The organism is Marinobacter persicus (genome assembly GCF_900114155.1).
GTDB classification, from domain to species: Bacteria; Pseudomonadota; Gammaproteobacteria; order Pseudomonadales; family Oleiphilaceae; genus Marinobacter; species Marinobacter persicus.
This window is the reverse complement of record NZ_FOSC01000006.1, coordinates 209,602-232,231: the sequence shown is the minus strand read 5'-3', so window position 1 is coordinate 232,231 and position 22,630 is coordinate 209,602. Positions and strand designations below refer to the sequence as shown.

Below are 22,630 nucleotides of genomic sequence, written 5' to 3'. Positions count from 1 at the left end.
GTGGTTCGCCCATGCGAGAGTAGGTCATCGTCAGGCTCTTATCCCTAACCCCAGCATCCTCCGGTGCTGGGGTTTTTTATTGCCCGGAAAAAATGTCCGATCAGGAAGTGATATACTCTGCGCAATAACGACATCAACATTCTGAAGGGAGCCCCAGTCATGGCTACAACCGATCACCTCGTTATTTTCGACACCACTTTGCGTGATGGTGAGCAAAGCCCCGGGGCCACCATGAACAAAGCGGAGAAACTCCGTATCGCCAAGGCGCTGGAAAAGCTGCGCGTTGACGTGATCGAGGCGGGTTTTGCCATCGCCAGCCAGGGCGACTTTGACGCCATTAAATCCATTGCGGAGTCCGTGAGAGGTTCGACCATCTGCAGCCTTGCCCGTGCTCTGGACAAGGATATTGATCGGGCGGCAGAGGCGGTGCGTCCGGCAGAGAGTGGTCGTATTCATACCTTTATCGCCACGTCCCCTATCCACATGCAGCACAAGCTGCAAATGCAGCCCGAACAGGTGGTAGAGCAGGCCGTTAAAGCGGTGAAGCGCGCCCGGAATCATGTGGACGATGTTGAATTCTCCTGTGAAGATGCCGGCCGTTCGGAGCTGGACTTCCTGTGTCGTATTATCGAAGCGGCGATTGATGCCGGCGCTCGTACCATCAACATCCCGGATACCGTTGGTTACGCCATTCCGGAACAGTTCGGTGAAACCATCCATCAACTGCTCAATCGCATTCCCAATGCCGACAAGGCGATTTTCTCCGTGCACTGCCACAACGACCTCGGGTTGGCGGTAGCAAACTCCGTCGCCGCAATTACCAATGGTGCCCGGCAGGTTGAATGTACCATCAACGGCCTTGGTGAACGTGCTGGCAATGCAGCCCTGGAAGAGATTGTGATGGCAGTCCGTACCCGTCAGGATCTTTTCAATATTGATACTCGCATCGACACACAGCACATCGTGCCGGCTTCCCGACTGGTGTCGACCATTACCGGCTTTCCCGTTCAGCCAAACAAGGCCATTGTCGGTGCCAATGCCTTTGCCCATGAGTCCGGCATTCACCAGGATGGCGTGCTGAAACATCGTGAAACCTATGAAATCATGCGGGCCCAGGATGTCGGCTGGCACACCAACAGCTTGGTTCTGGGTAAACACTCCGGTCGGAATGCCTTCCGCACACGGCTGCTGGAGCTTGGCATTAAATTCGAGACGGAAAGCGAACTGAATGAGGCATTCACCCGCTTTAAGGCATTGGCCGATCTCAAGCATGAGATCTTTGACGAAGATCTGCAGGCCATTGCCAGTGACACCCGCCAGAAAGAGGAAGAAGGCCCGTACGATCTGGTGTGCATGCAGGTATGTTCCGAGACCGGTGTTATCCCAAGGGCAACATTGACGATGACGGTGGAGGATAAAGAACATACGGTCGAGGCGGAGGGTAGCGGGCCCGTGGATGCCACTTTCAAGGCCATCGAATCTCTGGTGGACTCCGGTTGTAACCTTCAATTGTATTCGGTTAATGCGATCACCAGCGGCACCGATGCCCAGGGTGAAGTGACCGTACGTCTCGAGCGTGGCGGAAGGATTGTCAATGGTGTAGGTTCGGACACCGACATTATTATCGCCTCCGCCAAGGCCTACATTGAGGCACTGAACCTGATTACCCGTGGTGGTAAACGCCAGCATCCGCAAATTGCCGATGTTTGAGTGATTCCGGAACGAGTGGTGGCTGTGTGATGGCAGACGAAGCGCAAAGGCAGTTTTACCTGGCGGCGGCGGGTGTCCGGCTATGGTACGCTCGCCATCCCCTGCCGGGTGCAGCGCCGAGTCCGGAATTCCGTTTCCCGGAAGAGCCTGCCGACGTGGTACCGGCTGCGCCCGTTGCCCATGCGGGTGACGCAGTCGTGGCGGCACAGCCGGAAGGGCGTAAGGGTGCCAGTGCCCGCGAGCGTGGCAAGGGCAAAGGGCATATTGCTGACCTGCAATCGTTGATGGATGGCCGGTCGGCCGCCAATCCTGCAAGAGACGAGCAGCTCCCCGCTGCGGGTGCTGATGAAACAGCGGTTGCGGTCACATCGGCCTCCCCCGACAAGCCCGTCGTTCCATCCGTTCAACTGCAAACCTGGTCCGGTACACAGTGTCTGTTGATCGGCGTACTGTCGGCCCAGAGCAGTCTGGCTTTGCAGCAGGCCCTGGCAGAGAATATTCTCAAAGCGATTGGTGAGCTCGAGGCCCGGCCATCCGAAATTCTCCGCTGGCCGCTGTTCAACAACACGGCTGTGCCCCTGAACCAGTCGGTCCATTTGGAGTCTTTTCTGAAAGACTGGTTACCGCAAGGCGATCATCGGTGGGTGATTGTGCTCGGTGATACCGGGCCCTGGCTCGATGACGCCCTTGTAAGGCGGCCGGATATTCGCATGGCAAACAGCCTGGCGTCACTGGCCGGGGACCCGGATAGTAAACGTGCGCTATGGCAGGAACTCAAGCGGCACCGGGATCAGGGATTGTGACTTCCATGGTTTCTGGATATCAGGCGGTATCCGGGCTGACGATCCGGTCGCTGGAGCGGGAGGATTTGCCCGCGGTGCTGGAAATCGAGCGCCTCAGCCACTCCCACCCATGGTCCGAGGCTGTCTTTCTGGATTGCTTTCGCAGCAACTACCGGTTGTGGGCGTTGGTCCGGGAAGATGTTCTGGTAGGGTTCGCGATTGTCAGCCATCTTCATGACGAAGCGCATTTGCTCAACATTTGCGTGCATCCGGATGTCCGTCGCTGCGGCGCTGGCCGGTATCTTTTGCGTCACACACTGGCGCAGGCCCTGCGGGATGATGCTGTTTGCATGATCCTCGAGGTCCGTGAAAGCAATGATCCGGCAGCCTCCCTGTATCTCAGTGAGGGGTTCGAGGAAATCGGGCGTCGTCCGGACTACTACCCTGCGGGTCAGGGGCGCGAGGCGGCCCGGGTGCTTGCTCTAACGTTTTCCTGAGGTTCACTCCGTGTGGCTTCAGGCCTTATAATTACGCTTTTCACCCACACCATTCAGGTTGTCTTTCTATGCCTAACCTTTCCGAGGAAGTGGCCAAGCGCCGCACCTTTGCGATCATCTCGCACCCGGACGCCGGTAAAACCACCATTACAGAAAAAGTGTTGCTGTTTGGTCAGGCCATTCAGAAGGCCGGTACCGTCAAGGGGAAAAAATCCGGTCAACACGCCAAGTCTGACTGGATGGAAATGGAAAAGGAGCGGGGTATCTCGGTTACCACCTCGGTGATGCAGTTTCCCTACGGCGGCAAGCTGGTCAACCTTCTGGATACGCCCGGCCACGAAGACTTTTCCGAAGACACCTATCGAACGCTCACGGCTGTGGATTCGTGCCTGATGGTGATCGATAGCGCGAAAGGTGTCGAGGACCGGACCATCAAACTGATGGAGGTCACCCGCCTGCGGGATACACCGATCCTGACCTTCATGAACAAGCTGGATCGTGACACCCGCGATCCCATCGAGTTGATGGACGAGGTGGAAGAGGTGCTCAAGATTGCCTGCGCGCCGATCACCTGGCCCATTGGCATGGGCAAGAGTTTCAAGGGCGTCTATCACCTGCTGCGGGACGAAGTGATCCTGTACCACTCCGGGCAAGGTCATACGATCCAGGACAAACAGATCGTCAAAGGCCTGGATAATCCGGAACTTGATGAGGTCATCGGCGGTTACGCCCAGGACCTGCGGGATGAAATCGAGCTGGTCAAAGGCGCGTCCCACGAATTCGATCAGGAAGCGTTCCTGGCAGGTGAGCTAACGCCGGTATTTTTTGGTACGGCGCTGGGCAACTTTGGCGTCGATCACATGCTGGACGGCCTGGTGGAGTGGGCGCCGTCACCCCAGGGTCGGGAGACCGATACCCGTAAAGTGGAGCCGGCGGAGGATGGCTTTTCCGGTTTTGTTTTCAAGATCCAGGCGAACATGGACCCGCAGCACCGCGACCGGGTGGCTTTCCTGCGCATTGTGTCCGGTCGCTACCAGCAGGGCATGAAGGCGAGGCACGTCCGTATTGGTAAAGACGTGCGCTTTTCGGATGCGCTGACCTTCATGGCCGGCGATCGGGAGCATGCCGACGAAGCCTATGCCGGCGATATTATCGGCCTGCATAACCATGGCACAATCCAGCTCGGTGATACGTTTACCGCTGGCGAAAACATGAAGTTCACTGGTATCCCGAACTTTGCTCCGGAGCTGTTCCGCCGTATTCGCCTGAAAGACCCGCTTAAGGCGAAACAGCTGCAAAAAGGCCTTATCCAGCTTTCTGAAGAGGGCGCGGTGCAGGTCTTCCGACCGTTGCAGAACAACGATCTGATTGTCGGTGCCGTCGGTGTACTGCAGTTTGATGTAGTGGTCAGCCGGCTGAAAAGTGAATACAAGGTCGAGGCTATCTACGAGCCCATCAATGTGGCAACCGCTCGCTGGGTAACCTGTGACGACGAGAAGAAACTGGACGAGTTCCAACGCCGTAATCAGGATAATCTGGCGCTGGACGGCAGTGATCGTCTGGCCTACATCGCGCCGACCATGGTCAACCTGAACCTGGCCCAGGAACGTTATCCGGATATTCATTTCCAGAAAACCCGGGAGCACTGATCCGCTCGGAGGCCCGCTATGCCGGCACCGGTCTTGTTTGACAGCCATTGCCATTTCGACTTTCCACGGTTCGATGGTGTCCGGGAGCAGGAGTGGTTGCGGGCACGCAGCAGCGGTGTCCGGGGGCTGGTGATTCCCGGAGTTCGTCGTCCGGACTGGCCCAGGGTGCAATCCGTGGCGCAGCCGGACCGGGGAATCTGGTACTGCCTTGGCATTCACCCCTGGTTTATTGATCAGCATGGGTCGGCGGACCTCGACGCCCTGGAGCGGACATTGGCGGAGAAGCCCGCTGGCTGCCTGGGTGTCGGTGAATGCGGCCTGGACCGGCTGCACGGGGATTTGGGCGAGCAGGAAGCCTGGTTCGGTGCGCAGATCGACATTGCCCACCGTTACCGGTTTCCGCTGATTATCCATTCCGTTAAAACCCATGACGAGGTGCACAAGATTCTGCGGGCGAAGCGCTGGCAGGGCCAGGCCCTGGTGCATGGGTTTTCCGGTAGTTACCAGCAGGCGAAAAAGCTGGTGGACCTGGGGTGTTTTATCGGTGTCGGCGGGGTGGTCACGCACCCGCGGGCCGGCAAAACCCGTGATGCAATAGCGCGGCTGCCACTGGATTCGCTGGTGCTGGAAACCGACGCACCGGACATGGCGCCGGCCGGCGTGGCAAAAGGCCGGAATTCGCCGGCGTGCCTGCCGGCCATTTTTCAGGCGCTGGTCGACCTGACCGGGCAGCCGCCGGAGGCGCTTGCCCCCCGACTGCTGGCCAATGCGGCTCGGCTCTACGGTATGGATTCCGGTGCCCTGGCGCCGGGGCCAGTAGGGGATTAGCGAAACACCCGGTGCCGGGGTTGGCTTTCGGTGTGCCTTCGAGTATACTTCGCGCCCTGGCTTTTCAAGGCGATGTCACTATCTCAGCCCCGAATAGTGTCACTGCCAACTAACAGGTATGAACCTCCTCCGGATGCCTTGCATTTACCGGTGGTGGTTTTCAACGTTTCTTTTATAGCGTTCAAGGCGGAATCAATGAAGACTCTGAGTGCGAAACCAGAAACAGTAAAACGTGACTGGTACGTTGTAGACGCAGCCGGCAAGACGCTCGGTCGTCTGTCAACCGAAATCGCCCGTCGTCTGCGGGGCAAGCATAAGCCTGAGTATACTCCTCACGTGGACACTGGCGACTACATCGTTGTGATCAATGCCAGCCAGGTGCAGGTTACCGGCAAGAAGGCATCTGCAAAGATGTACTACAGCCACACCGGCTTTCCGGGTGGAATCAAGTCCATCAACTTCGAGAAGCTGGTAGACAAGGCTCCCGAGCAAATCATTCAGAAGTCTGTCAAAGGCATGCTTCCGAAGGGCCCGCTCGGCCGCGCCATGTTTAAAAAGCTGAAAGTCTACGCTGGCACTGAGCATCCCCATGCCGCTCAGCAGCCCAAAGAACTCGACATTTAACGGAAGGCGGATATGTCTGTAGCACAAAATTACGGTACTGGTCGCCGCAAATCATCCACGGCTCGGGTCTTTATCAAGCCGGGAAGCGGTAACATTTCCATTAATGGTCGCAGCATCGAAGAATTCTTCGGTCGCCCGACGTTGCGCATGATCGTTCGTCAGCCGCTGGTTGTTGCTGAATCTACCGATCGGTTTGATATCAACATTACGGTTTCCGGTGGCGGCACCAGTGGCCAGGCCGGCGCTATTCGCCACGGCCTGACCCGTGCGCTGATGGATTACGACGAAACCCTGCGTCCGGCTCTGCGTGCTGCGGGTTATGTAACCCGTGACGCTCGTAAGGTTGAGCGTAAGAAGGTTGGTCTGCGCAAGGCGCGTAAGCGTCCGCAGTTCTCCAAGCGTTAATCGGTACCCGTATCGATGGAAAAACCCGGCTTTTTGCCGGGTTTTTTTATGTCCGGCCAGTTGGAAAAAATTTTGATCTGGCGCAGTCCTTAGCCGGTGTCTGTCCCTTTCCGGCTTGTAAGCTTTGGGCAATTTCATTACCATTTCAGCGCTTACATTTTTGGGTTGTGAAGTCCTTTGAGATGCGCAGCAACGGCTTCGCCGTGTTTGCGCCTCGCCTGATGGGAGAAAACCATAATGAGTAATGGCGACGTGAGCCAAGGCCGGCGCCGATTTCTGATCGGTGCCACGTCTGTGGTAGGTGGTGTCGGCGTCGTCGGTGCGGCCGTTCCTTTCGTACAGTCCTGGAATCCCAGTGCTAAAGCGGAAGCAGCAGGCGCACCGGTAACCGTAAAAGTCGACAAAATTGAACCGGGCCAGCAGATCACTGTGAACTGGCGGGGTAAACCCGTGTGGATTATCCGTCGCACGGAGGAAATGCTGGATAACCTGGAGAAAATGACTCCTCGTTTGAAGGATCCTGAATCGACGGCCGCCAGTCAGCAGCCGGAATACATCAGCGGTACTACCCGCTCCCTGAAGCCGGAGTTTATCGTGCTCGTGGGTATCTGTACCCACCTGGGCTGTGTGCCTACGTACCGTCCTGAAGTGGCTCCGGCCGATCTGGGTGACGAGTGGCTCGGCGGTTTGTTCTGCCCCTGTCACGGTTCCAAATTCGATTTGTCAGGTCGTGTATTCTCCGGTCAGCCGGCACCTCTGAACCTGGAAGTGCCACCGTACCGGTTTGACGATGACGCGACCATGACCGTTGGTCTTGATCCGGAGGCAGCGTGATGCAGAAGCTGATTAACTGGGTGGACGATCGTCTGCCAATCGTTGATGCCTGGAACAAACACCTGGCGAAGTACTACGCGCCGAAAAACTTCAACATGTGGTACTTCTTCGGCTCGCTGGCCATGCTCGTACTGGTCAACCAGTTGCTGACCGGTATCTGGCTGACCATGAGCTACAACCCTTCAGGTGAGGGCGCTTTCGCCTCCGTCGAGTACATCATGCGTGATGTCGAGTGGGGCTGGCTGCTGCGCTATCTGCACTCAACCGGTGCCTCTGCGTTCTTCGTTGTGGTCTACCTGCACATGTTCCGTGGACTCATGTACGGTTCCTACCAGAAGCCCCGTGAGCTGATCTGGATTTTCGGCATGCTGATTTACCTGGTGCTGATGGCAGAAGCCTTTATGGGTTACCTGCTGCCCTGGGGTCAGATGTCCTACTGGGGTGCCCAGGTTATTGTTAACCTGTTTGGTGCCATTCCGGTGATTGGCGAAGACCTGTCTTTGTGGATTCGTGGTGACTACCTGATTTCCGGTATTACCCTGAACCGCTTCTTCGCCCTGCACGTGGTTGCTCTGCCGATCGTTCTGCTGGGCCTGGTTGTTCTGCATATCCTGGCGCTGCACGAAGTGGGCTCCAACAACCCTGATGGTATTGATATCAAGAAGAACAAGGACGAAAACGGTATCCCGAAAGATGGTATTCCGTTCCATCCTTACTACACCGTGCATGATTTGCTGGGTGTGGGCGTCTTCTTCTTCATTTTCTTTATTGTCGTGTTCTTCTTCCCGGAAATGGGCGGTCTGTTCCTGGAGAAGCCTAATTTCCAGCCGGCGAACCCGCTGCAGACACCTGCGCACATTGCGCCCGTGTGGTACTTCACGCCGTTCTACGCCATGTTGCGCGCGGTGACGGTTGACCTGTTCGGTCTGGACGCCAAGTTCTGGGGTGTTGTGGTCATGGGTGGTGCGATCGCCATTCTGTTCGTGTTGCCCTGGCTTGATCGTAGTCCGGTCCGCTCTATCCGCTACAAGGGCTGGTTGAGCAAAATCGCACTGGCGATTTTCGCGGTCAGCTTCGTGGTTCTGGGTTACCTTGGGCTGGTTCCGGCTACGGAGGGTCGTACTACGGCAGCGCAGATTCTGACGACTCTGTACTTCCTGTACTTCATTCTGATGCCGTTCTATACGCGCATGGAGAAAACCAAGCCAGTTCCAGAGAGGGTGACAGGATAATGAGAAAGCTGATTGTAGGTCTCGTTTTCGCCATCCTGCCGGCCATCGGGCTGGCAGCCGGTGGCTCGGTTCCACTGGACCACATGGAGCCAGACCATACCAACAAGGAATCCCTGCAGCGTGGTGCCGCATTGTTCACCAACTACTGCATGGGCTGTCACTCCATGGAGTACGCCCGCTACAAGCGCGTGTCGGATGATCTTGAAATTCCGGCCGAGCTGTACGAGGAAAATCTGATTTTCACTGGCGCCAAAATTGGTGAGCTGATGAAAATCTCCATGGATAAAGAGATGGCTGCCGGCTGGTTTGGTGCTCCGCCACCCGATCTGACGCTGGAGACCCGTCTGCGTGGTGAGTCCTGGGTGTATTCCTACCTTCGTGGCTTCTACAAGGACGAGTCCCGTCCGCTGGGCGTGAACAACGTGGTGTTCGACAAGGTCGGTATGCCGCACGTCATGGTGGAAATGCAGGGTCTGTGCGCGGTTGAGCCAAACATTGGTGTTGATGCCAGTGTTGAGCCGCTCAGTGGCAATGTGAATAACGCGGATGTGTGCCCTGAATACGCTAGCGAAGGCACCATGAGTGGCGCGGAGTTTGACCAGGCCATGTGGGACCTGACCAACTTCATGTCTTATATGGGTGACCCGGTGAAGGTTGAGCGCGAACGTCTTGGTATTTTCGTGCTGATCTTTGTGGCGATCTTCTTTGTGGTGGCTTACCTGCTCAACCGTGAGTACTGGAAAGACGTCCACTGAGAATTAGGGTATAATACCCGCCGCTGATATCCAGCGGGCCCTTTCCGGGGTCCGCTGGTTTTTGCGTTTTCAGGAATAATTCGGTTTGTAGAATCGTGAGGTAATTATATGGGCGTTGTGACCAAACGGTCATCAATGACATTTTTCTCGGACCCCGCCAGTCATTACAGCCACCGCGTGCGTATTGTCCTGGCCGAGAAAGGTGTGACCGTAGACATCGTGGATGTGGATCCGGACAACCCGCCCGCTGAACTGGCGGACCTGAACCCGTACAACGCCTTGCCGACCCTGGTGGATCGGGATCTGGCCCTGTACGAGCCGAATATCATGATGGAGTATCTGGATGAGCGTTTTCCTCATCCGCCACTGTTGCCGGTCTACCCGGTAGCCCGAGCCAACAGTCGTCTGATGATCCATCGTATCCAGAAAGACTGGTGCGGCCTGGTCGACCAGATTCTGGCCCAGCCAAACAGCAAAGCTGCCGAGGCGGCACGGAAGGAGCTCAAGGAAAGCCTGCTGGCCACTGCTCCCCTGTTTGGTGAAATGCCATTCTTCCTCTCGGAAGAGTTCACCATTGTTGATTGCTGCATTGCCCCGATTCTCTGGCGGTTGCCGGCGATGGGCATTGAGCTGAACGAAAAGCAGGCCAAGCCACTGCTTAAATACATGGACAGCATCTTCGCCCGGGAAGGGTTCAAGGCAAGCCTTTCCGATCTGGAAGAAGACATCCGCAACTGAGTGAACGCCTGCTTCTTAAGGCAGGTGTTGGAGTGATCACTGTGTCCGAGACGACCTTCACAATGAGCTCGAGCCGGCCTTATCTGGTCCGGGCCTTGAACGAATGGATCCTGGAGAACGACTGTACGCCATACATCGTTGTCGATGCTGGCGTGCAGGGTGTGCAGGTGCCGTCAGAGCATGTCGCCAATGGCCAGATCGTGCTCAATATCAGCCCGGGCGCCGTGCGTGGCCTTGTGGTCGGTAATGGCGCCCTGGAGTTTAGTGCTCGCTTCGGGGGTGTGCCCATGCAGGTTTACATTCCGCTGCAGGCCGTGGTGGCTATTTATGCCAAGGAGAACGGTGAGGGTATGGTGTTTGGTAGTGAGCCGGGTTCGCCCGATCCGGGTGGCAATGACGCACCTGAATCGTCTCCGGGGCCAGATGAGCGTCCGAGCGGCAAGCCCACCCTGAAAGTTGTGAAATAGCACGAATCAGTGCTCTCAAAAGCCGGCGCCGCCGGCTTTTTTCTTATCCGCCAAACAGTTTTCTGTCGATCATGTCGCAAATGGCGTTGATGATCACCATCAGCAGCGGTGTTGCCTCGGGCGCGGGCAGGTCATTCAGGGCCAGTTCAATATCTTCCGGGTGCATCAGTGACGTAATGTCAGACCTTGCCTTGGCGCTCAGGACCACCACTCTCATTTCCCGGTCATGGGCCGCCTGAATAGCCTGGATCAGGTTGGCCTTGTGGCCGTCGTCAACCACCACGACCAACAGGTCGCCCGGTTTGCCAATGGCCTGCACCTGGCGTGAAAATGTGTCGTTGAAACGGTTGTCCCGGCAGATTGCGGAATAGGTGGTGGCGTCGGCACCGAGGTTGATCGCAGGGAGCGCTGGCCGTTCCTGCACCAGTCTGGCCAGCAGGGCTGTGCACAGGTACTGGGTCAGTACGTTGGCGTTGCCATTGGCGCAGGCGATGATTTTGCCGTCCTGCAACAGGCTGCCGACGCAGGCGTCGGCTACGTCCTCAATGGCCGGCGCCACGGTGCTGGCCGCTTCCGCGGTATGTTCCATGTGGGAGGCAAACCACTGGTAAATGCTGTGTTCGTTGTCACTCATCTTGTTGAATCAGTCCGCCTGGATTGCATTTTTTATCCACTGTATCCGGTATTGGCTTGATGTTCCGGGGCTGATGCCCACCACGTCGATGCGGGTCATGGCGTCCCATTGACCGTGCCTGTGCAGGTAGAAGGACGCTGCCCGTAGTAGTCTGCGTTGCTTGTTGGGGCCGACCGAGCTGATGGGGTCAACCAGGCTGCCGTTCTTGCGAAACCGAACCTCGAAGAAAACCAGTACCCCATGGTCCAGGCCGATCAGGTCAATTTCACCGCCCCGGCTGTGTACATTGCGTTCAACAATACGCACACCCTTGCTTTGCAGGTAGCGGGCCGCCACGCCCTCGTAATGGCTGCCGGTGCGTCGAGAGCCTTCCATGGCGCTGTTCCTTATTCGGTATCGGGTTCCTGTTCTGCTGTTGTTTGGTCAACAGCTTCGTCGGGCTCCTCGAGCAGAACGGCTTTGCCATCGCGGAACTGTGCCCACTGCTGGGCTCGATGAATGCTACCTTCCTGGTCCATGGTCAGCTTGCCTGTCAGGCCGCTGATACTGGCATCATCGATACGCTGCAGAAGCGGCAGTCGCTTGGCAATTTGCCAGGCGTCTGCGCCCATGGCAAACAGGCGCCCAAGTTGGCCGCGGGTGTTGTTGAAGTGCTCACTTGCCTGTTCACGCAGGCCGGATTCCGGTGCCAGTACCCAGGGGATATCGGTAAAGTTGACACGGTTGAGGTCCCGGTCCCGGGAGGGCTCCGGCGTACCTTCATAAATGATGGAGGGTGAGTAGACCGGCAGGTCGCCGCCGTAGTAGAAAGCGAACAGAGGCTTGAACTGGCGGGCGAGAGTGGGCGCTGCAACCATCACGATAGCTTCTGCGTCCTGGCGCCGGCGGGGTTCGAACTCCACATTCCGGCCGATGGTCCGCTCTACGTCAATCGCGCGGTCCCGGGAGACAGTAATACCCAGCAGGTCCGCGGTCACGGAGCGCAGGTTTTCGTCTTCCATGAAACGCTGAACGTCCAGAAGAACAAGTTCCTGCTCATTGAGTTCGTCGCGGAATGCCCTCTCAACACGGTCTCCCCAACTGCCGTAAGGAATGACCGCCAGTATGTGGCGCAGATCGTCCTCGGCCAGTCGCTGGGCAATCTGGCGGGCTTCATCTTCGGCGGACAGCCCGAACTGGTGCATGCCAGCGGGGGCTTTGTCGTCGTCATTGAGGTAGTTCAGGCCCAGAACCGGTACTGGCAGGGTTTCCAAATCGGTAAGTTCAGCTAATCGGGCTTTATCCAGGGGGCCGACAATCAAATCGGTCGAGGTGTCGCTGAGCTCGCGGTAGGTTTCCCGGAACGAGTCGTCGCTGGTGTCGATGATGCGAATGTCGGTTTTCTCGCGGTCGGCGGACTCATCGGCATAATAGGCGGCAAGGAAGCCATCGCGAATCGCTTCACCTGCGCTGGCCAAGCGTCCGTTAAAAGGCAGGGCCAGAACAATGTTCTCCGGACGGCTGCCGGCTAGCTCTGCCAGCAGGGCCAGTGGCGTTGGCGGGATCTGGGCGGCAGGGTGGCCCGGCCATCGGTTCTGCCAGCGGCGAACGATTCTGCCTTGCTGATCAAGATTGGCCTGAGGTGCCTGCATGGCCTGAGCGAGTGCGAGCCAGCCTTCGTCCTCGAATCCGCGGGGGGAGGCTGCCTCCAGCTCACTTGCGTCCAGGGATTGCAGGTGTTGCCAGATCTGGTCGTGGAGCTCCTGGGCCCCCAGGGAGCTGTCAGTCTGGCTGAGCAGGATCAGTGTTCGAGCGGCTGCCAGCCGGTTTCCCGCCAGGGCCTGGATGTCTGTCTGTAGCTGGGCGGCCCGGGTCATGAGACGGTCGGGATAATCCAGGAAACTGTTCGTGTCGAGTTGCTGATCCAGCTCACTGGCCCAGCTCTTGTCGTCCAGAGACTGCGCACTGGCCATGGCCAGCAATCTGCGTTGACGCTCCTGCTCCGGCGTGAGGTTGCCCAGTTGTGGGCTTTTCAGCAATGTCCTGGCCTGGTCGTGCCTGCCCTGGTCCTGGAAGTTGCTGGCCGTGCGTAGCAGGTAATCCCGGGCTACTGTCGGCTGGTCTTCTTCGGCGGCCATTGCCAGGGCCTGTTGTGCGGATTCAGCACGGTGTTCGCCCAGGTCAACCGTTGCACAGCCACTGATGGTCATGATCAGCAGGGTCAACAGGGCAAGAATCGTGCGGGAGCTGATGGGTTTTATCATGACGGGCTCGGTCGTCTCCGGGTGGTTAGGCTTGTGGTGCCGCGTGTTCAGTGGCAAGTTTACCAGCTCCCGGTCCATTTCACATTGTGTGCTTGTCACACGCCGTGGCGCTATCATGGCCCTACTTTTAATCCGGAGTTTTTCTATGTCTGAACAGCACCGCCCGGGCGGCACGCTCTACGTGGTTGCCACACCGATTGGTAACTTGCAGGATTTGTCGGAACGGGCCGTTAACGTTCTGTCATCGGTCAGCCTGGTGGCGGCGGAAGACACGCGCCACAGCGGTCGGCTGCTGCAGCATCTGGGGCTGAGCAAGCCCATGTTGGCGCTGCACGATCATAACGAGCGTGACCGGGTGGCGCGGATTCTGGCTGAGCTGGAGGCGGGTCGGGACATTGCCCTGGTGTCGGATGCGGGGACACCGCTGATCTCCGATCCAGGTTACCTGGTGGTGCGTGAAGTGCGCGGCGCTGGCTATCGGGTATCGCCGGTACCCGGTGCCTGTGCCATGATTGCCGCGCTGTCCGCAGCCGGCTTACCAACTGATCGCTTCCTGTTTGCCGGCTTTCTGCCTGCCAAGCGCTCCGGACGGCGAGCGGCGCTCTCCGATCTCCGGGCACAAACTGCAACGTTGGTGTTTTATGAGTCGCCTCACCGTATTCTGGATTTTGTGCAGGATCTGGTGGAAGAGTTCAGTTCCGGCCGGGAGTGTGTGTTGGGCAGGGAGTTGACCAAGACCTTTGAGACCTTTTATAGCGGCAGCGCCGGCGAGGTTCTGGGGCAGTTGCAGGATGACGCCCACGGTACGCGCGGTGAATTTGTGGTCATGGTGCGTGGCGCTCCGCCGTCGGATGAGGCGGCCGCCACGGCTCTGGATGCCGACAGGCTCCTGGCGCTGCTGATTGCCGAGTTACCGGTTAAAAAAGCGGCCAGAATTGTGGCGGAAGTCAGTGGTGTGGGTAAAAACGAGCTCTATCAGCGTGCGCTGGAGCTGAAAGCGCAGTAACTGCTTGCATGGGCGGTTAACCGCGGGTATCGTCGCTCTTGAGCTCGCCAGACAGTCGCCGCCGGTTTCGCCGGGGGAGGAAAGTCCGGGCTCCACAGGGCAAGGTGCCAGGTAACGCCTGGGCGGCGCGAGCCGACGGAAAGTGCAACAGAAAGCATACCGCCTAAGCGCCTTCGGGCGCCGGTAAGGGTGAAATGGTGCGGTAAGAGCGCACCGCGTGGCTGGCAACAGTCCACGGCGATGGTAAACCCCACCTGGAGCAAGACCAAATAGGAATCCGATGGCGTGGCCCGCGCTGGATTCGGGTAGGTTGCTTGAGGCCTGTGGTGACGCAGGCCCTAGATGAATGACTGTCCCAGACAGAACCCGGCTTATCGGCGAGCTCACTTTTCTCTTTTATGCCCAAAAAATCTTATGCCCTAGAAACGCTCTTCAGAGTGTCTCGCAGGTAATTGTTTTTCCTTCCTTTCTTTGTCTCTTCTAAAGCTGTCCCTGAATTAAACCTTCGTAAGTTGCTGTCATTAAAGGAACTTTTGGCTACATACCGTGAGCCACTTCGCTTGCATTGTCTTTTGCGGGTTTCTATAGTGTGCAGAAGTGGGAAAAAGTGGTTTCTAGTGGTTATTTGTGGATTTCATCACCTCGGATTCGGCATAAATGAGCAATTTCCTTGGCAGTCATGCCATCAATATGGACGCAAAGGGTCGCCTGGCGATCCCGACAAAGGTGCGCGAAGAGCTCGCGCAGCTTTGTGGTGGCCGTATTGTACTGACTGCCAATGCCGATGAAGAGCGTTGTTTGTTCCTCTATCCAGAGCCCCAGTGGGAGGAGCTGCGCCCGCAAATAGAGGCATTGCCCAACATGAACAAGGCGGTTCGCCGGCTTCAGCGGTTGATTCTGGGTAATGCGGCGCCGATGGAAATGGATGCCAACGGCCGGATTCTGGTACCGCCGACGCTGAGAAATCACGCCAATCTGGAAAAGAGAGTCATGCTGATTGGCCTGGGCAAAAAGCTTGAGCTGTGGAGCGAGGAGCGCTGGTTCGCCATGCTGGATGAGTCGCCGGGCGATGACGAAATACCGCCGGAAATGGAGAAATTGTCGCTATGACCACGGATACAACACCAGGCATGGAAAGCGATGACGGTGAGGTGTTCAGGCACCGATCGGTTCTGCTCGACCAGGCGGTGGATTACCTGGTGACCGACGGCAGTGGCCGCTATGTGGACGCCACTTTCGGGCGTGGTGGTCACAGTCGCCTGATTCTGGGCCGGCTGTCGGCGGACGGTGCCTTGCTGGGTATTGATAAGGACCCGCAGGCGATCACCGTGGCGAAGGAGCTGGCGGTGGCTGACAGCCGTTTTTGCTGGTATCACGGTTCTTTTGCCGAACTCGACCAGGCGTTGGTCGCGCAGGGCTGGCCACAGGCGAACGGTGTGTTGATGGATCTGGGGGTTTCCTCGCCCCAGTTGGATGACGCCAGCCGGGGGTTCTCGTTCATGCGTGATGGTCCTCTGGACATGCGCATGAATCCCGAGCAGTCCCCGAGTGCCGCCGAATGGCTGGCAGGTGCCGAAGAGCATGATATTGCCAATGTCATTTTCCGGTATGGCGAGGAGCGGTTCTCCCGTCGCATTGCCCGCTTGATTGTCGAGCGCAGACAGGAGGCCCCCCTGGAAACCACTCGCCAGCTGGCGGCCCTGGTCGCCGAGGCGGTACCCAAAAAGGAAAAACACAAACACCCTGCAACCCGTACCTTCCAGGCCATTCGGATCTTCATCAACCGTGAGCTGGAAGACCTGGAAACCGGCCTGCGCGAGGCCGTGGATCGTTTGGCGCCGGGCGGCCGTTTGGTGGTGATCAGTTTCCACTCCCTGGAAGATCGCCTGGTGAAGCGCTTTATGAGGGACCTGGCCAGAGGGCCAAAGATTCCCAAGGGCGTGCCGGTGACCGCTGATCAGGAGCAGTCCGGCTATCGGCTGGTTGGCAAGGCCTTCAAGGCCAGCGGGCAGGAAATTGAAGACAACGTTCGGGCCCGAAGCGCAGTCATGCGGGTACTCGAGCGTAAGGCACATTAGGCATTCAACAGGAGCGCAACGCCATGGGCGCGGTAGCGATCGAACAACCGACAAAAACCGGCACTCTGACCCGTCAGCGGATGGTGGAAGGCTTTAACACCGCCGTTCGCCTGTCCCGCCAGGTTTTCCGGGCCACCAGTGAGCCCAGGGTCCTGGTCACTCTTGCCCTGCTGGTCGTGCTGGCAAGCTCGGCAATCGGGGTGGCGGTTGCCGCCCACCAAAACCGGGAACTTGTGAATACGTTATCCGGGTTGCAGGACCGGCGTGACGCCTATCAGCAGGAGTGGAGCCAATTGCTGCTCGAGCAGAGTGCGCTGAGCGCCCATGGCCGGGTAGAGAAGCTGGCAGCTGAGCGGTTCGGCATGGTGGTGCCGGGTCGTGAGGACATCGTTCTGGTGCCATTGATGTCGCCGGTGGCTGTCAGACAATAACCAAAAGCGGGTCACTAAACCATGGCTGGTCAGGGGAAGCAGATAACAACAAGCTGGAAGCAAAAGCTGGGGCGGGGCCTTCAGGCCTGGCGCTTCGGCACGGTGCTGGCTGTTTTTCTGCTGGTGATGGCCGGAATTGGCTGGCGGCTGATTGATCTTCAGGTGGTCGACAACGACTTCCTGCGTAAACAGGGCGATGTCCGGACCATCCGCGTGGACCCGATCGACGCCCATCGGGGCGTGATCATGGACCGTTACGGCGAGCCACTTGCGGTCAGCACGCCGGTTAAAACCCTCTGGGTGAACCCGTCCGAGGCCAATCCGGAGGATCCGCGCTGGGCCAGGCTGGCGGCCCTTCTGGATTTGTCAGAGGGCAAACTGCGCGAACGTCTTGAGCGTTACGCCGGCCGGGAGTTTATCTATCTCCGTCGCAAGGTCCAGCCGTCTGTGGCCAGTGCCGTGCTGGACCTGGGTGTGGCCGGCGTGTATGACCGCCAGGAATACCGCCGCTATTATCCCGCCGGTGAGGTGACATCCCATGTTGTGGGTTTCACCAATATTGATGAGCAGGGCCAGGAAGGGATCGAACTGGCCTACGATCGCTGGCTGAGCGGTGAGCCCGGGCGCAAGCGGGTTCTGAAAGACAACCGAGGCCGGGTGATCAAGGATCTGATGCTGATTCGAGATGCCAAACCGGGCAAGGACCTGCAACTTAGCATAGACCTGCGCCTGCAGTATCTGGCTTATCGCGAGCTCAAGGCCGTGGTGGACGCCCATAAGGCCCGGGGCGGTACGCTGGTGATGCTGGATGCCGACAGTGGTGAGGTGCTGGCCATGGTCAACCAGGGTTCCTTCAACCCGAACGACCGCTCACAGCTGTCCTCGCAACACCTCCGCAACAAGGCCATCACCGACTTGTTCGAACCGGGTTCGACCATGAAGCCGCTGACCGTTGCCGCTGCCCTTGAGTCCGGTGGTTATCAGCCGGATACCAAGGTGGACACCTCACCGGGGTACCGGCGTTTCGGTCGCTTCACCATTCGTGATGCCCGGAACTACGGCCAGTTGGCGCTCAGCGACATCATCGTTAAATCCAGCAACGTGGGTGTGAGCAAAATTGCCAATGATCTGGGAGGCGACGCTTTGCGGGCCTTCTATGCCCGGCTGGGGCTGGGACAGGGAACCGGTATCGGGTTCCCGGGCGAGGCGGTTGGGGTGCTGCCGGCCAGACCAAGCTGGCAACCGGTGGAGGAAGCCACCCTGTCTTATGGTTACGGTCTGAGTGTCAATGCCCTGCAGCTGGCCCAGGCATATATGGTGCTGGCCAATGGCGGTATCCGTTATCCCGTCAGCCTGGTGCGCCAGGAGCAAAAGCCGCAAGGGCAGCGGGTATTGTCTGAACAGGTCAGTCTGGCGGTTCGCAACATGTTACGGGATGCCGTTGCCAAGGGCACCGGTGGCCGGGCCCAGCCGGCACTTTATGCCGCGGGCGGAAAAACCGGCACCGTACACCTGGTGGGTGCGAGCGGTTATGAAAAAGATCAGTACAAGGCGATTTTTGCCGGCATGGCCCCGATGGACGATCCACGCATTGTCACGGTGGTGGCGGTGGATGCCCCCCAGGCCGGTGAATACTACGGCGGCGAAGTGGCGGCTCCGGTGTTTGCCCGGGTAATGAGTGATGCCCTGCGCCTGTTGAATGTGAAGCCCAGGCTGGAAATGACCGGTGCCGGTCAGCCCGGCGCGGATTCCCGGGAGAGGGGGTAAAGCTATGTGCATCGCCTCGATCAGTACGTTGCTTCAGGGCATTGTGGTTGTGCCGTCGGTGTTCGATGTGACCGTGCACGGGCTGCAGACCGACAGTCGCAAGGTCCGGGCCGGAGACGCTTTTGTTGCACTGGCCGGTACAGGCACACCGGCAAACCATTATCTGGATCAGGCCATTGATGCTGGTGCCACGGCAGTGATGCTGGAAAGTGATGGGCCGGCCGAATGCCATGAATACCGGGAAGCGTTGATTGTTCCGGTGCCGGGCCTGCGTGACCAGCTGGGGCGCATTGCCACCCGCTTTTTTGAGCACCCGTCCCGTCACCTTCGGGTAATCGGAGTGACCGGCACCAACGGAAAAACGTCGGTCAGCCACTACATCGCCCGCTTGTTGCAGCACAGTGATATGCCCTGCGGCATCCTGGGCACACTGGGTTATGGCATGCCCGGACAACTGCAGCCAGCGACTCACACAACGCCGGATGTGGTTCAGGTTAACCGTGTGTTGCGGAGTATCCATGAACAGGGTGGTCGTGCCGCCGTCATGGAGGTGTCGTCCCATGCACTGGAGCAGGGGCGAATCGACAAGCTGGCGATGACCGGTGCGGTTTTCACCAACCTTACCCGGGATCATCTGGATTACCACGGCACTATGGAAGCCTACGGTAATGCCAAGGAAAAGCTGTTCCTTCGCGAAGAGCTGCATTTTGCCGTGATCAACTTTGACGATCCTTTCGGCCGGCAGCTTTACCAGAAGCTGGAAGGACGCTGCGATCGTTTGCGTTACAGCCTGCATGAAGCCCAGACAGAGCTTTGGGTGACCCGTTTCGAGGCAACGGCGGATGGCTTTCAGGCAAGTATCGACGGCCTCTGGGGTGCCTTCGATATCCATGTGCCGCTGCTTGGCAGTTTTAATGCCAGTAACGTCCTGGCGGCGCTTGCCACCGTTCTGGCACTGGGTATTCCGGTGCCGACCGCTGCCAGGGCCTGTGGTTGGCTGTCGCCACCGCCTGGCAGATTGGAGCGCTTCACCAGCGCCAACGGCAAACAGGTGGTGGTCGACTACGCACATACGCCAGATGCATTGGCCAACGCGTTGGCTGCCCTGCGGGCCCATACCCCCGGAAAACTGATCTGCGTGTTTGGCTGTGGCGGTGACCGGGACCGGGGCAAGCGCGCAGAAATGGCCCGGGAGGCTGAGAAATTCGCCGATCAGGTGATTGTTACCGATGATAACCCGCGCAATGAAGAGCCACAGCAGATTGTTGCCGACATCATTGCCGGGTTTTCCGACAAGGCCAGTTATCGAGTGATCCATGGTCGGGCCGATGCCATTGCCTTCGCCATCGATCAGGCAGACCCGGCAGACCTCGTGCTGGTGGCCGGCAAGGGCCATGAGGAGTATCAGGAAATTCGGGGACAAAAAATGCCGTTCAGTGATGTGGAACAGGTACGCGAATGCTTGCACCTGAATGGAGGTGTGGCATGATGCGCGCCTTTTTACTGGCGGAAGCCTGCCAGTGGCTGCAGGCGCGATTGGCCTGCGCCACGGTGGATGCGGACCAGGTCCGGTTTTCCGGCGTTACCACCGATACCCGCTCGATGGCTGCCGGAGAGCTGTTTGTCGCCTTGCGGGGTGATCGGTTCGACGGTCATCGTTTTTTGCAGCAGGCCAGGGATGCTGGTGCCGTGGCGGCGGTGGTGGATACCGAAGATGCATCGGTCGCTCTGCCGCAGCTGGTGGTGCCCGATACTCTCCAGGCGCTGGCGCGGCTGTCGGCCGGGAATCGTAACGAAAGTGGGGCCCGGCTGGTGGCCATCACCGGCAGCAGCGGTAAAACCACCGTGCGCCAGATGACGGCCTCCATCCTGCAGCAAATGGGGCCGACGCTTGCCACCGAGGGCAACCTCAATAATCACATCGGTGTGCCGCTGACGCTGTTTCGCCTGGCACCGGAGCATCGCTTCGGCGCGATCGAGCTGGGAGCCAGCGGTTTGGGTGAAATTGCCCACACCGTGGCGCTGGTGCAACCGGATGTCGCCATTCTGACTAATGCCGGGCAGGCGCATCTGGAGGGGTTTGGCAGTTACCAGAACATTGTTCGGGCCAAGGGCGAGATTATTGACGGGGTGTCGGAATCCGGGCTGGTGGTCTTGAACTGCGATGATCCGGCATTTGACCAGTGGTTGGCCCGTGCAGGCCGCCGGCGCGTGTGCAGCGTTTCTCTGGCGGGTGACGAGCGCGCCGATTACCGGGCTTTTGAGCCGGTGACAGGGAGTGAGCAGGTGGAAGCGAAGCTTGCCGGTCCGTCGGGCTGGCAGTTCCGGCTGGCCGTGCCTCTGGCCGGTGCGCACAACCTGCTCAACGCCATGCTGGCTATCGCGGCCTGCCGGGAGCTGGGCGCAACCGATCAGCAATTGCTTGATGGTCTGAGTGCTTTGCAGCCGGTCAAGGGCCGTTTGCAGCTGCTCAGACTGACAGACCAACTGGCCGTGATTGATGACAGTTACAACGCCAATCCCACATCCATGAAGGCTGCCCTGGATGTCCTTGCCGGTTATGCCGGCAAGCGGATGGCGGTATTTGGTGCCATGGCCGAGCTTGGAGAAGGCTCGGCGGCACTGCACAGGGAAGTGGGACAACATGCCCGGGACCGGGGTATCGAACGTTTGCTGGCCGTCGGGCCGGGAAGCGAGGGATATGCCGAAGGTTTCGGGGCTAACGCAGAACAGGTAGAGAACCATGCCCGGGCGGTGGAGGCCGTGCTGGCGGATCCGGATGTACGCACTGTCCTGGTCAAGGGTTCTCGCAGCGCCGCCATGGATAAAGTGGTGGAAGGCATCAAGAACAAGGTGACAAACCCATGTTGCTCTGGCTGACAGAGATTCTTTCAGACTATTTCTCGGCGCTGACGGTGTTTCAGTACCTGACCCTGCGCGCCATCCTTGGCGTGTTGACGGCGTTGCTGATTTCACTGCTGATCGGCCCGATGATGATCCGCAAGCTCAGCCAGCACCAGATCGGTCAGGCAGTGCGGGACGATGGTCCGCAGACGCACCTTAGCAAAGCCGGCACGCCCACCATGGGGGGCGCGCTGATACTGGTCGCCATTGCCATCTCCACACTGTTATGGGCAGACCTGGGCAACCGGTACGTATGGGTAGTGCTGATCGTTACCCTGGCATTTGGCGCCATTGGCTGGGTGGACGATTACCGTAAAGTGGTCGAGCGCAATCCCAGGGGATTGCCGGCGCGCTGGAAATATTTCTGGCAATCGGTGATTGGTGCCGCGGCCGCCGTGCTGCTGTATTTCACGGCCGCATTGCCCCAGGAGACGTCACTGTATCTGCCGTTCCTGAAGAACGTCTCGATCACCCTGGGGCCGGTGTTGTTCATTCTGCTGACCTACTGCGTGATTGTTGGCAGCAGTAATGCGGTGAACCTGACCGATGGCCTGGACGGTCTGGCCATCATGCCAACGGTCATGGTTGCCAGTGCCCTGGCGATTTTTGCCTACGTGTCCGGTCATGCGCAGTTCGCCAACTACCTGCTGATCCCGCACTTGCCGGGTGCCGGTGAGCTGATTGTCTTCTGCTGTGCGCTGGTCGGTGCCGGGCTTGGTTTTCTCTGGTTCAACACCTACCCGGCCCAGGTGTTCATGGGCGATGTGGGTGCGCTGGCACTGGGTGCTGCCCTGGGCGTGGTGGCGGTGATTGTCCGCCAGGAAATCGTGTTGTTCATCATGGGCGGCGTGTTTGTCATGGAAACCATCTCGGTGATTCTGCAGGTGGCCTCCTACAAGCTGACCGGCCGGCGAATTTTCCGGATGGCACCGCTGCACCACCATTTTGAATTGAAAGGTTGGCCCGAGCCGCGCGTGATCGTGCGTTTCTGGGTCATTACCGTGGTCCTGGTCCTGATTGGCCTGGCCAGTCTGAAGATACGATAG

Annotated in this window: 23 protein-coding genes and 1 other RNA gene; 21 read left to right on the top strand and 3 right to left on the bottom strand. The window is 58.6% G+C overall.

The features are described from left to right. Positions 1-159 precede the first annotated feature (159 nt). The 12 genes from BMZ63_RS08640 to BMZ63_RS08585 all read left to right on the top strand — a co-directional run bounded on the left by BMZ63_RS08640 (position 160) and on the right by BMZ63_RS08585 (position 10,521). On the top strand, positions 160-1,710 hold the full coding sequence (locus BMZ63_RS08640) for a 2-isopropylmalate synthase (RefSeq protein WP_091704386.1): 1,551 nt from the start codon (positions 160-162) through the stop codon (positions 1,708-1,710). A gap of 29 nt (positions 1,711-1,739) precedes the next feature. Next, a complete protein-coding gene (locus tag BMZ63_RS08635) occupies positions 1,740-2,513 on the top strand; it encodes a hypothetical protein (RefSeq protein ID WP_091704383.1) in 774 nt (257 codons plus the stop codon). A 5-nt stretch (positions 2,514-2,518) separates the two neighbouring features. Beyond that, positions 2,519-2,989 (top strand): ribosomal protein S18-alanine N-acetyltransferase, encoded by a 471-nt coding sequence (gene rimI, locus BMZ63_RS08630; RefSeq protein ID WP_091704381.1) that lies wholly within the window; start codon positions 2,519-2,521, stop codon positions 2,987-2,989. 68 nt (positions 2,990-3,057) lie between these two features. Beyond that, positions 3,058-4,638: a peptide chain release factor 3 gene (gene prfC, locus BMZ63_RS08625; protein WP_091704378.1), complete on the top strand. Its 1,581-nt coding sequence runs from the start codon at positions 3,058-3,060 to the stop codon at positions 4,636-4,638. Positions 4,639-4,656: 18 nt separating this feature from the next. Further along, positions 4,657-5,466, top strand: a complete 810-nt coding sequence (locus BMZ63_RS08620) for a TatD family hydrolase (protein ID WP_091704375.1) — start codon at positions 4,657-4,659, stop codon at positions 5,464-5,466. A gap of 195 nt (positions 5,467-5,661) precedes the next feature. Continuing rightward, positions 5,662-6,090, top strand: coding sequence for a 50S ribosomal protein L13 (rplM, locus tag BMZ63_RS08615; protein WP_091704371.1), 429 nt, complete (start codon positions 5,662-5,664; stop codon positions 6,088-6,090). Positions 6,091-6,102: 12 nt separating this feature from the next. After that, on the top strand, positions 6,103-6,495 hold the full coding sequence (gene rpsI / locus BMZ63_RS08610) for a 30S ribosomal protein S9 (RefSeq protein ID WP_091704367.1): 393 nt from the start codon (positions 6,103-6,105) through the stop codon (positions 6,493-6,495). Positions 6,496-6,732: 237 nt separating this feature from the next. Beyond that, complete coding sequence (gene petA / locus BMZ63_RS08605; protein ID WP_091704364.1) at positions 6,733-7,329, top strand: ubiquinol-cytochrome c reductase iron-sulfur subunit; 597 nt, start codon at positions 6,733-6,735, stop codon at positions 7,327-7,329. Continuing rightward, the gene (locus BMZ63_RS08600) at positions 7,329-8,561 is read left to right on the top strand and encodes a cytochrome b (RefSeq protein ID WP_091704361.1); all 1,233 of its coding nucleotides are present in this window, start codon (positions 7,329-7,331) and stop codon (positions 8,559-8,561) included. The genes petA and BMZ63_RS08600 overlap by 1 nt, the downstream gene beginning before the upstream one ends. Beyond that, positions 8,561-9,316 (top strand): cytochrome c1, encoded by a 756-nt coding sequence (locus BMZ63_RS08595; protein ID WP_091704358.1) that lies wholly within the window; start codon positions 8,561-8,563, stop codon positions 9,314-9,316. The genes BMZ63_RS08600 and BMZ63_RS08595 overlap by 1 nt, the downstream gene beginning before the upstream one ends. A gap of 108 nt (positions 9,317-9,424) precedes the next feature. Continuing rightward, a complete protein-coding gene (locus tag BMZ63_RS08590) occupies positions 9,425-10,054 on the top strand; it encodes a glutathione S-transferase N-terminal domain-containing protein (protein ID WP_091704356.1) in 630 nt (209 codons plus the stop codon). Between the two features lie 62 nt (positions 10,055-10,116). Then, positions 10,117-10,521 carry a ClpXP protease specificity-enhancing factor gene (locus tag BMZ63_RS08585; RefSeq protein ID WP_227663651.1) on the top strand — a complete coding sequence of 135 codons (405 nt, stop codon included), beginning with the start codon at positions 10,117-10,119 and terminating at the stop codon, positions 10,519-10,521. Between the two features lie 43 nt (positions 10,522-10,564). Here BMZ63_RS08585 and BMZ63_RS08580 read toward each other — a convergent pair whose 3' ends face one another. The 3 genes from BMZ63_RS08580 to BMZ63_RS08570 are packed head-to-tail and all read right to left on the bottom strand — an operon-like array spanning position 10,565 to position 13,398. After that, the gene (locus BMZ63_RS08580) at positions 10,565-11,155 is read right to left on the bottom strand and encodes a D-sedoheptulose-7-phosphate isomerase (RefSeq protein WP_091704352.1); all 591 of its coding nucleotides are present in this window, start codon (positions 11,153-11,155) and stop codon (positions 10,565-10,567) included. A 9-nt stretch (positions 11,156-11,164) separates the two neighbouring features. Next, positions 11,165-11,530, bottom strand: coding sequence for a YraN family protein (locus tag BMZ63_RS08575; RefSeq protein WP_091704349.1), 366 nt, complete (start codon positions 11,528-11,530; stop codon positions 11,165-11,167). A gap of 11 nt (positions 11,531-11,541) precedes the next feature. Next, entirely contained in the window at positions 11,542-13,398 is a 1,857-nt protein-coding gene (locus tag BMZ63_RS08570) for a penicillin-binding protein activator (protein WP_091704426.1), read from the bottom strand. Between the two features lie 145 nt (positions 13,399-13,543). On the opposite strand from BMZ63_RS08570, the gene rsmI reads away from it, so the two are divergent. From rsmI to mraY, 9 genes are all read left to right on the top strand, one after another. Continuing rightward, positions 13,544-14,404 carry a 16S rRNA (cytidine(1402)-2'-O)-methyltransferase gene (gene rsmI, locus BMZ63_RS08565; protein WP_091704346.1) on the top strand — a complete coding sequence of 287 codons (861 nt, stop codon included), beginning with the start codon at positions 13,544-13,546 and terminating at the stop codon, positions 14,402-14,404. Positions 14,405-14,443: 39 nt separating this feature from the next. Next, an RNA gene (rnpB, locus tag BMZ63_RS08560) (RNase P RNA component class A) lies at positions 14,444-14,794 on the top strand. Between the two features lie 267 nt (positions 14,795-15,061). Continuing rightward, entirely contained in the window at positions 15,062-15,514 is a 453-nt protein-coding gene (gene mraZ / locus BMZ63_RS08555; protein ID WP_091704344.1) for a division/cell wall cluster transcriptional repressor MraZ, read from the top strand. Next, positions 15,511-16,482 (top strand): 16S rRNA (cytosine(1402)-N(4))-methyltransferase RsmH, encoded by a 972-nt coding sequence (gene rsmH, locus BMZ63_RS08550; protein ID WP_227663652.1) that lies wholly within the window; start codon positions 15,511-15,513, stop codon positions 16,480-16,482. Before mraZ ends, rsmH begins: the two co-directional genes overlap by 4 nt. 23 nt (positions 16,483-16,505) lie before the next feature. Continuing rightward, entirely contained in the window at positions 16,506-16,913 is a 408-nt protein-coding gene (ftsL, locus tag BMZ63_RS08545; RefSeq protein WP_091704342.1) for a cell division protein FtsL, read from the top strand. Positions 16,914-16,934: 21 nt separating this feature from the next. Next, positions 16,935-18,680, top strand: coding sequence for a peptidoglycan D,D-transpeptidase FtsI family protein (locus BMZ63_RS08540; RefSeq protein ID WP_091704340.1), 1,746 nt, complete (start codon positions 16,935-16,937; stop codon positions 18,678-18,680). A 4-nt stretch (positions 18,681-18,684) separates the two neighbouring features. Then, complete coding sequence (locus BMZ63_RS08535; protein ID WP_091704338.1) at positions 18,685-20,169, top strand: UDP-N-acetylmuramoyl-L-alanyl-D-glutamate--2,6-diaminopimelate ligase; 1,485 nt, start codon at positions 18,685-18,687, stop codon at positions 20,167-20,169. Further along, positions 20,166-21,560 carry a UDP-N-acetylmuramoyl-tripeptide--D-alanyl-D-alanine ligase gene (locus tag BMZ63_RS08530; protein ID WP_091704337.1) on the top strand — a complete coding sequence of 465 codons (1,395 nt, stop codon included), beginning with the start codon at positions 20,166-20,168 and terminating at the stop codon, positions 21,558-21,560. Before BMZ63_RS08535 ends, BMZ63_RS08530 begins: the two co-directional genes overlap by 4 nt. Continuing rightward, the gene (gene mraY / locus BMZ63_RS08525; RefSeq protein ID WP_091704335.1) at positions 21,545-22,630 is read left to right on the top strand and encodes a phospho-N-acetylmuramoyl-pentapeptide-transferase; all 1,086 of its coding nucleotides are present in this window, start codon (positions 21,545-21,547) and stop codon (positions 22,628-22,630) included. Before BMZ63_RS08530 ends, mraY begins: the two co-directional genes overlap by 16 nt.

Bases quoted from the DNA above. Each gene is read 5' to 3' on its own strand.
- BMZ63_RS08640 (WP_091704386.1), top strand. From the start codon at position 160: ATGGCTACAACCGATCACCTCGTTATTTTCGACACCACTTTGCGTGAT.
- BMZ63_RS08635 (WP_091704383.1), top strand. From the start codon at position 1,740: ATGGCAGACGAAGCGCAAAGGCAGTTTTACCTGGCGGCGGCGGGTGTC.
- rimI (WP_091704381.1), top strand. From the start codon at position 2,519: ATGGTTTCTGGATATCAGGCGGTATCCGGGCTGACGATCCGGTCGCTG.
- prfC (WP_091704378.1), top strand. From the start codon at position 3,058: ATGCCTAACCTTTCCGAGGAAGTGGCCAAGCGCCGCACCTTTGCGATC.
- BMZ63_RS08620 (WP_091704375.1), top strand. From the start codon at position 4,657: ATGCCGGCACCGGTCTTGTTTGACAGCCATTGCCATTTCGACTTTCCA.
- rplM (WP_091704371.1), top strand. From the start codon at position 5,662: ATGAAGACTCTGAGTGCGAAACCAGAAACAGTAAAACGTGACTGGTAC.
- rpsI (WP_091704367.1), top strand. From the start codon at position 6,103: ATGTCTGTAGCACAAAATTACGGTACTGGTCGCCGCAAATCATCCACG.
- petA (WP_091704364.1), top strand. From the start codon at position 6,733: ATGAGTAATGGCGACGTGAGCCAAGGCCGGCGCCGATTTCTGATCGGT.
- BMZ63_RS08600 (WP_091704361.1), top strand. From the start codon at position 7,329: ATGCAGAAGCTGATTAACTGGGTGGACGATCGTCTGCCAATCGTTGAT.
- BMZ63_RS08595 (WP_091704358.1), top strand. From the start codon at position 8,561: ATGAGAAAGCTGATTGTAGGTCTCGTTTTCGCCATCCTGCCGGCCATC.
- BMZ63_RS08590 (WP_091704356.1), top strand. From the start codon at position 9,425: ATGGGCGTTGTGACCAAACGGTCATCAATGACATTTTTCTCGGACCCC.
- BMZ63_RS08585 (WP_227663651.1), top strand. From the start codon at position 10,117: ATGAGCTCGAGCCGGCCTTATCTGGTCCGGGCCTTGAACGAATGGATC.
- BMZ63_RS08580 (WP_091704352.1), bottom strand. From the start codon at position 11,155: ATGAGTGACAACGAACACAGCATTTACCAGTGGTTTGCCTCCCACATG.
- BMZ63_RS08575 (WP_091704349.1), bottom strand. From the start codon at position 11,530: ATGGAAGGCTCTCGACGCACCGGCAGCCATTACGAGGGCGTGGCGGCC.
- BMZ63_RS08570 (WP_091704426.1), bottom strand. From the start codon at position 13,398: ATGATAAAACCCATCAGCTCCCGCACGATTCTTGCCCTGTTGACCCTG.
- rsmI (WP_091704346.1), top strand. From the start codon at position 13,544: ATGTCTGAACAGCACCGCCCGGGCGGCACGCTCTACGTGGTTGCCACA.
- mraZ (WP_091704344.1), top strand. From the start codon at position 15,062: ATGAGCAATTTCCTTGGCAGTCATGCCATCAATATGGACGCAAAGGGT.
- rsmH (WP_227663652.1), top strand. From the start codon at position 15,511: ATGACCACGGATACAACACCAGGCATGGAAAGCGATGACGGTGAGGTG.
- ftsL (WP_091704342.1), top strand. From the start codon at position 16,506: ATGGGCGCGGTAGCGATCGAACAACCGACAAAAACCGGCACTCTGACC.
- BMZ63_RS08540 (WP_091704340.1), top strand. From the start codon at position 16,935: ATGGCTGGTCAGGGGAAGCAGATAACAACAAGCTGGAAGCAAAAGCTG.
- BMZ63_RS08535 (WP_091704338.1), top strand. From the start codon at position 18,685: ATGTGCATCGCCTCGATCAGTACGTTGCTTCAGGGCATTGTGGTTGTG.
- BMZ63_RS08530 (WP_091704337.1), top strand. From the start codon at position 20,166: ATGATGCGCGCCTTTTTACTGGCGGAAGCCTGCCAGTGGCTGCAGGCG.
- mraY (WP_091704335.1), top strand. From the start codon at position 21,545: ATGTTGCTCTGGCTGACAGAGATTCTTTCAGACTATTTCTCGGCGCTG.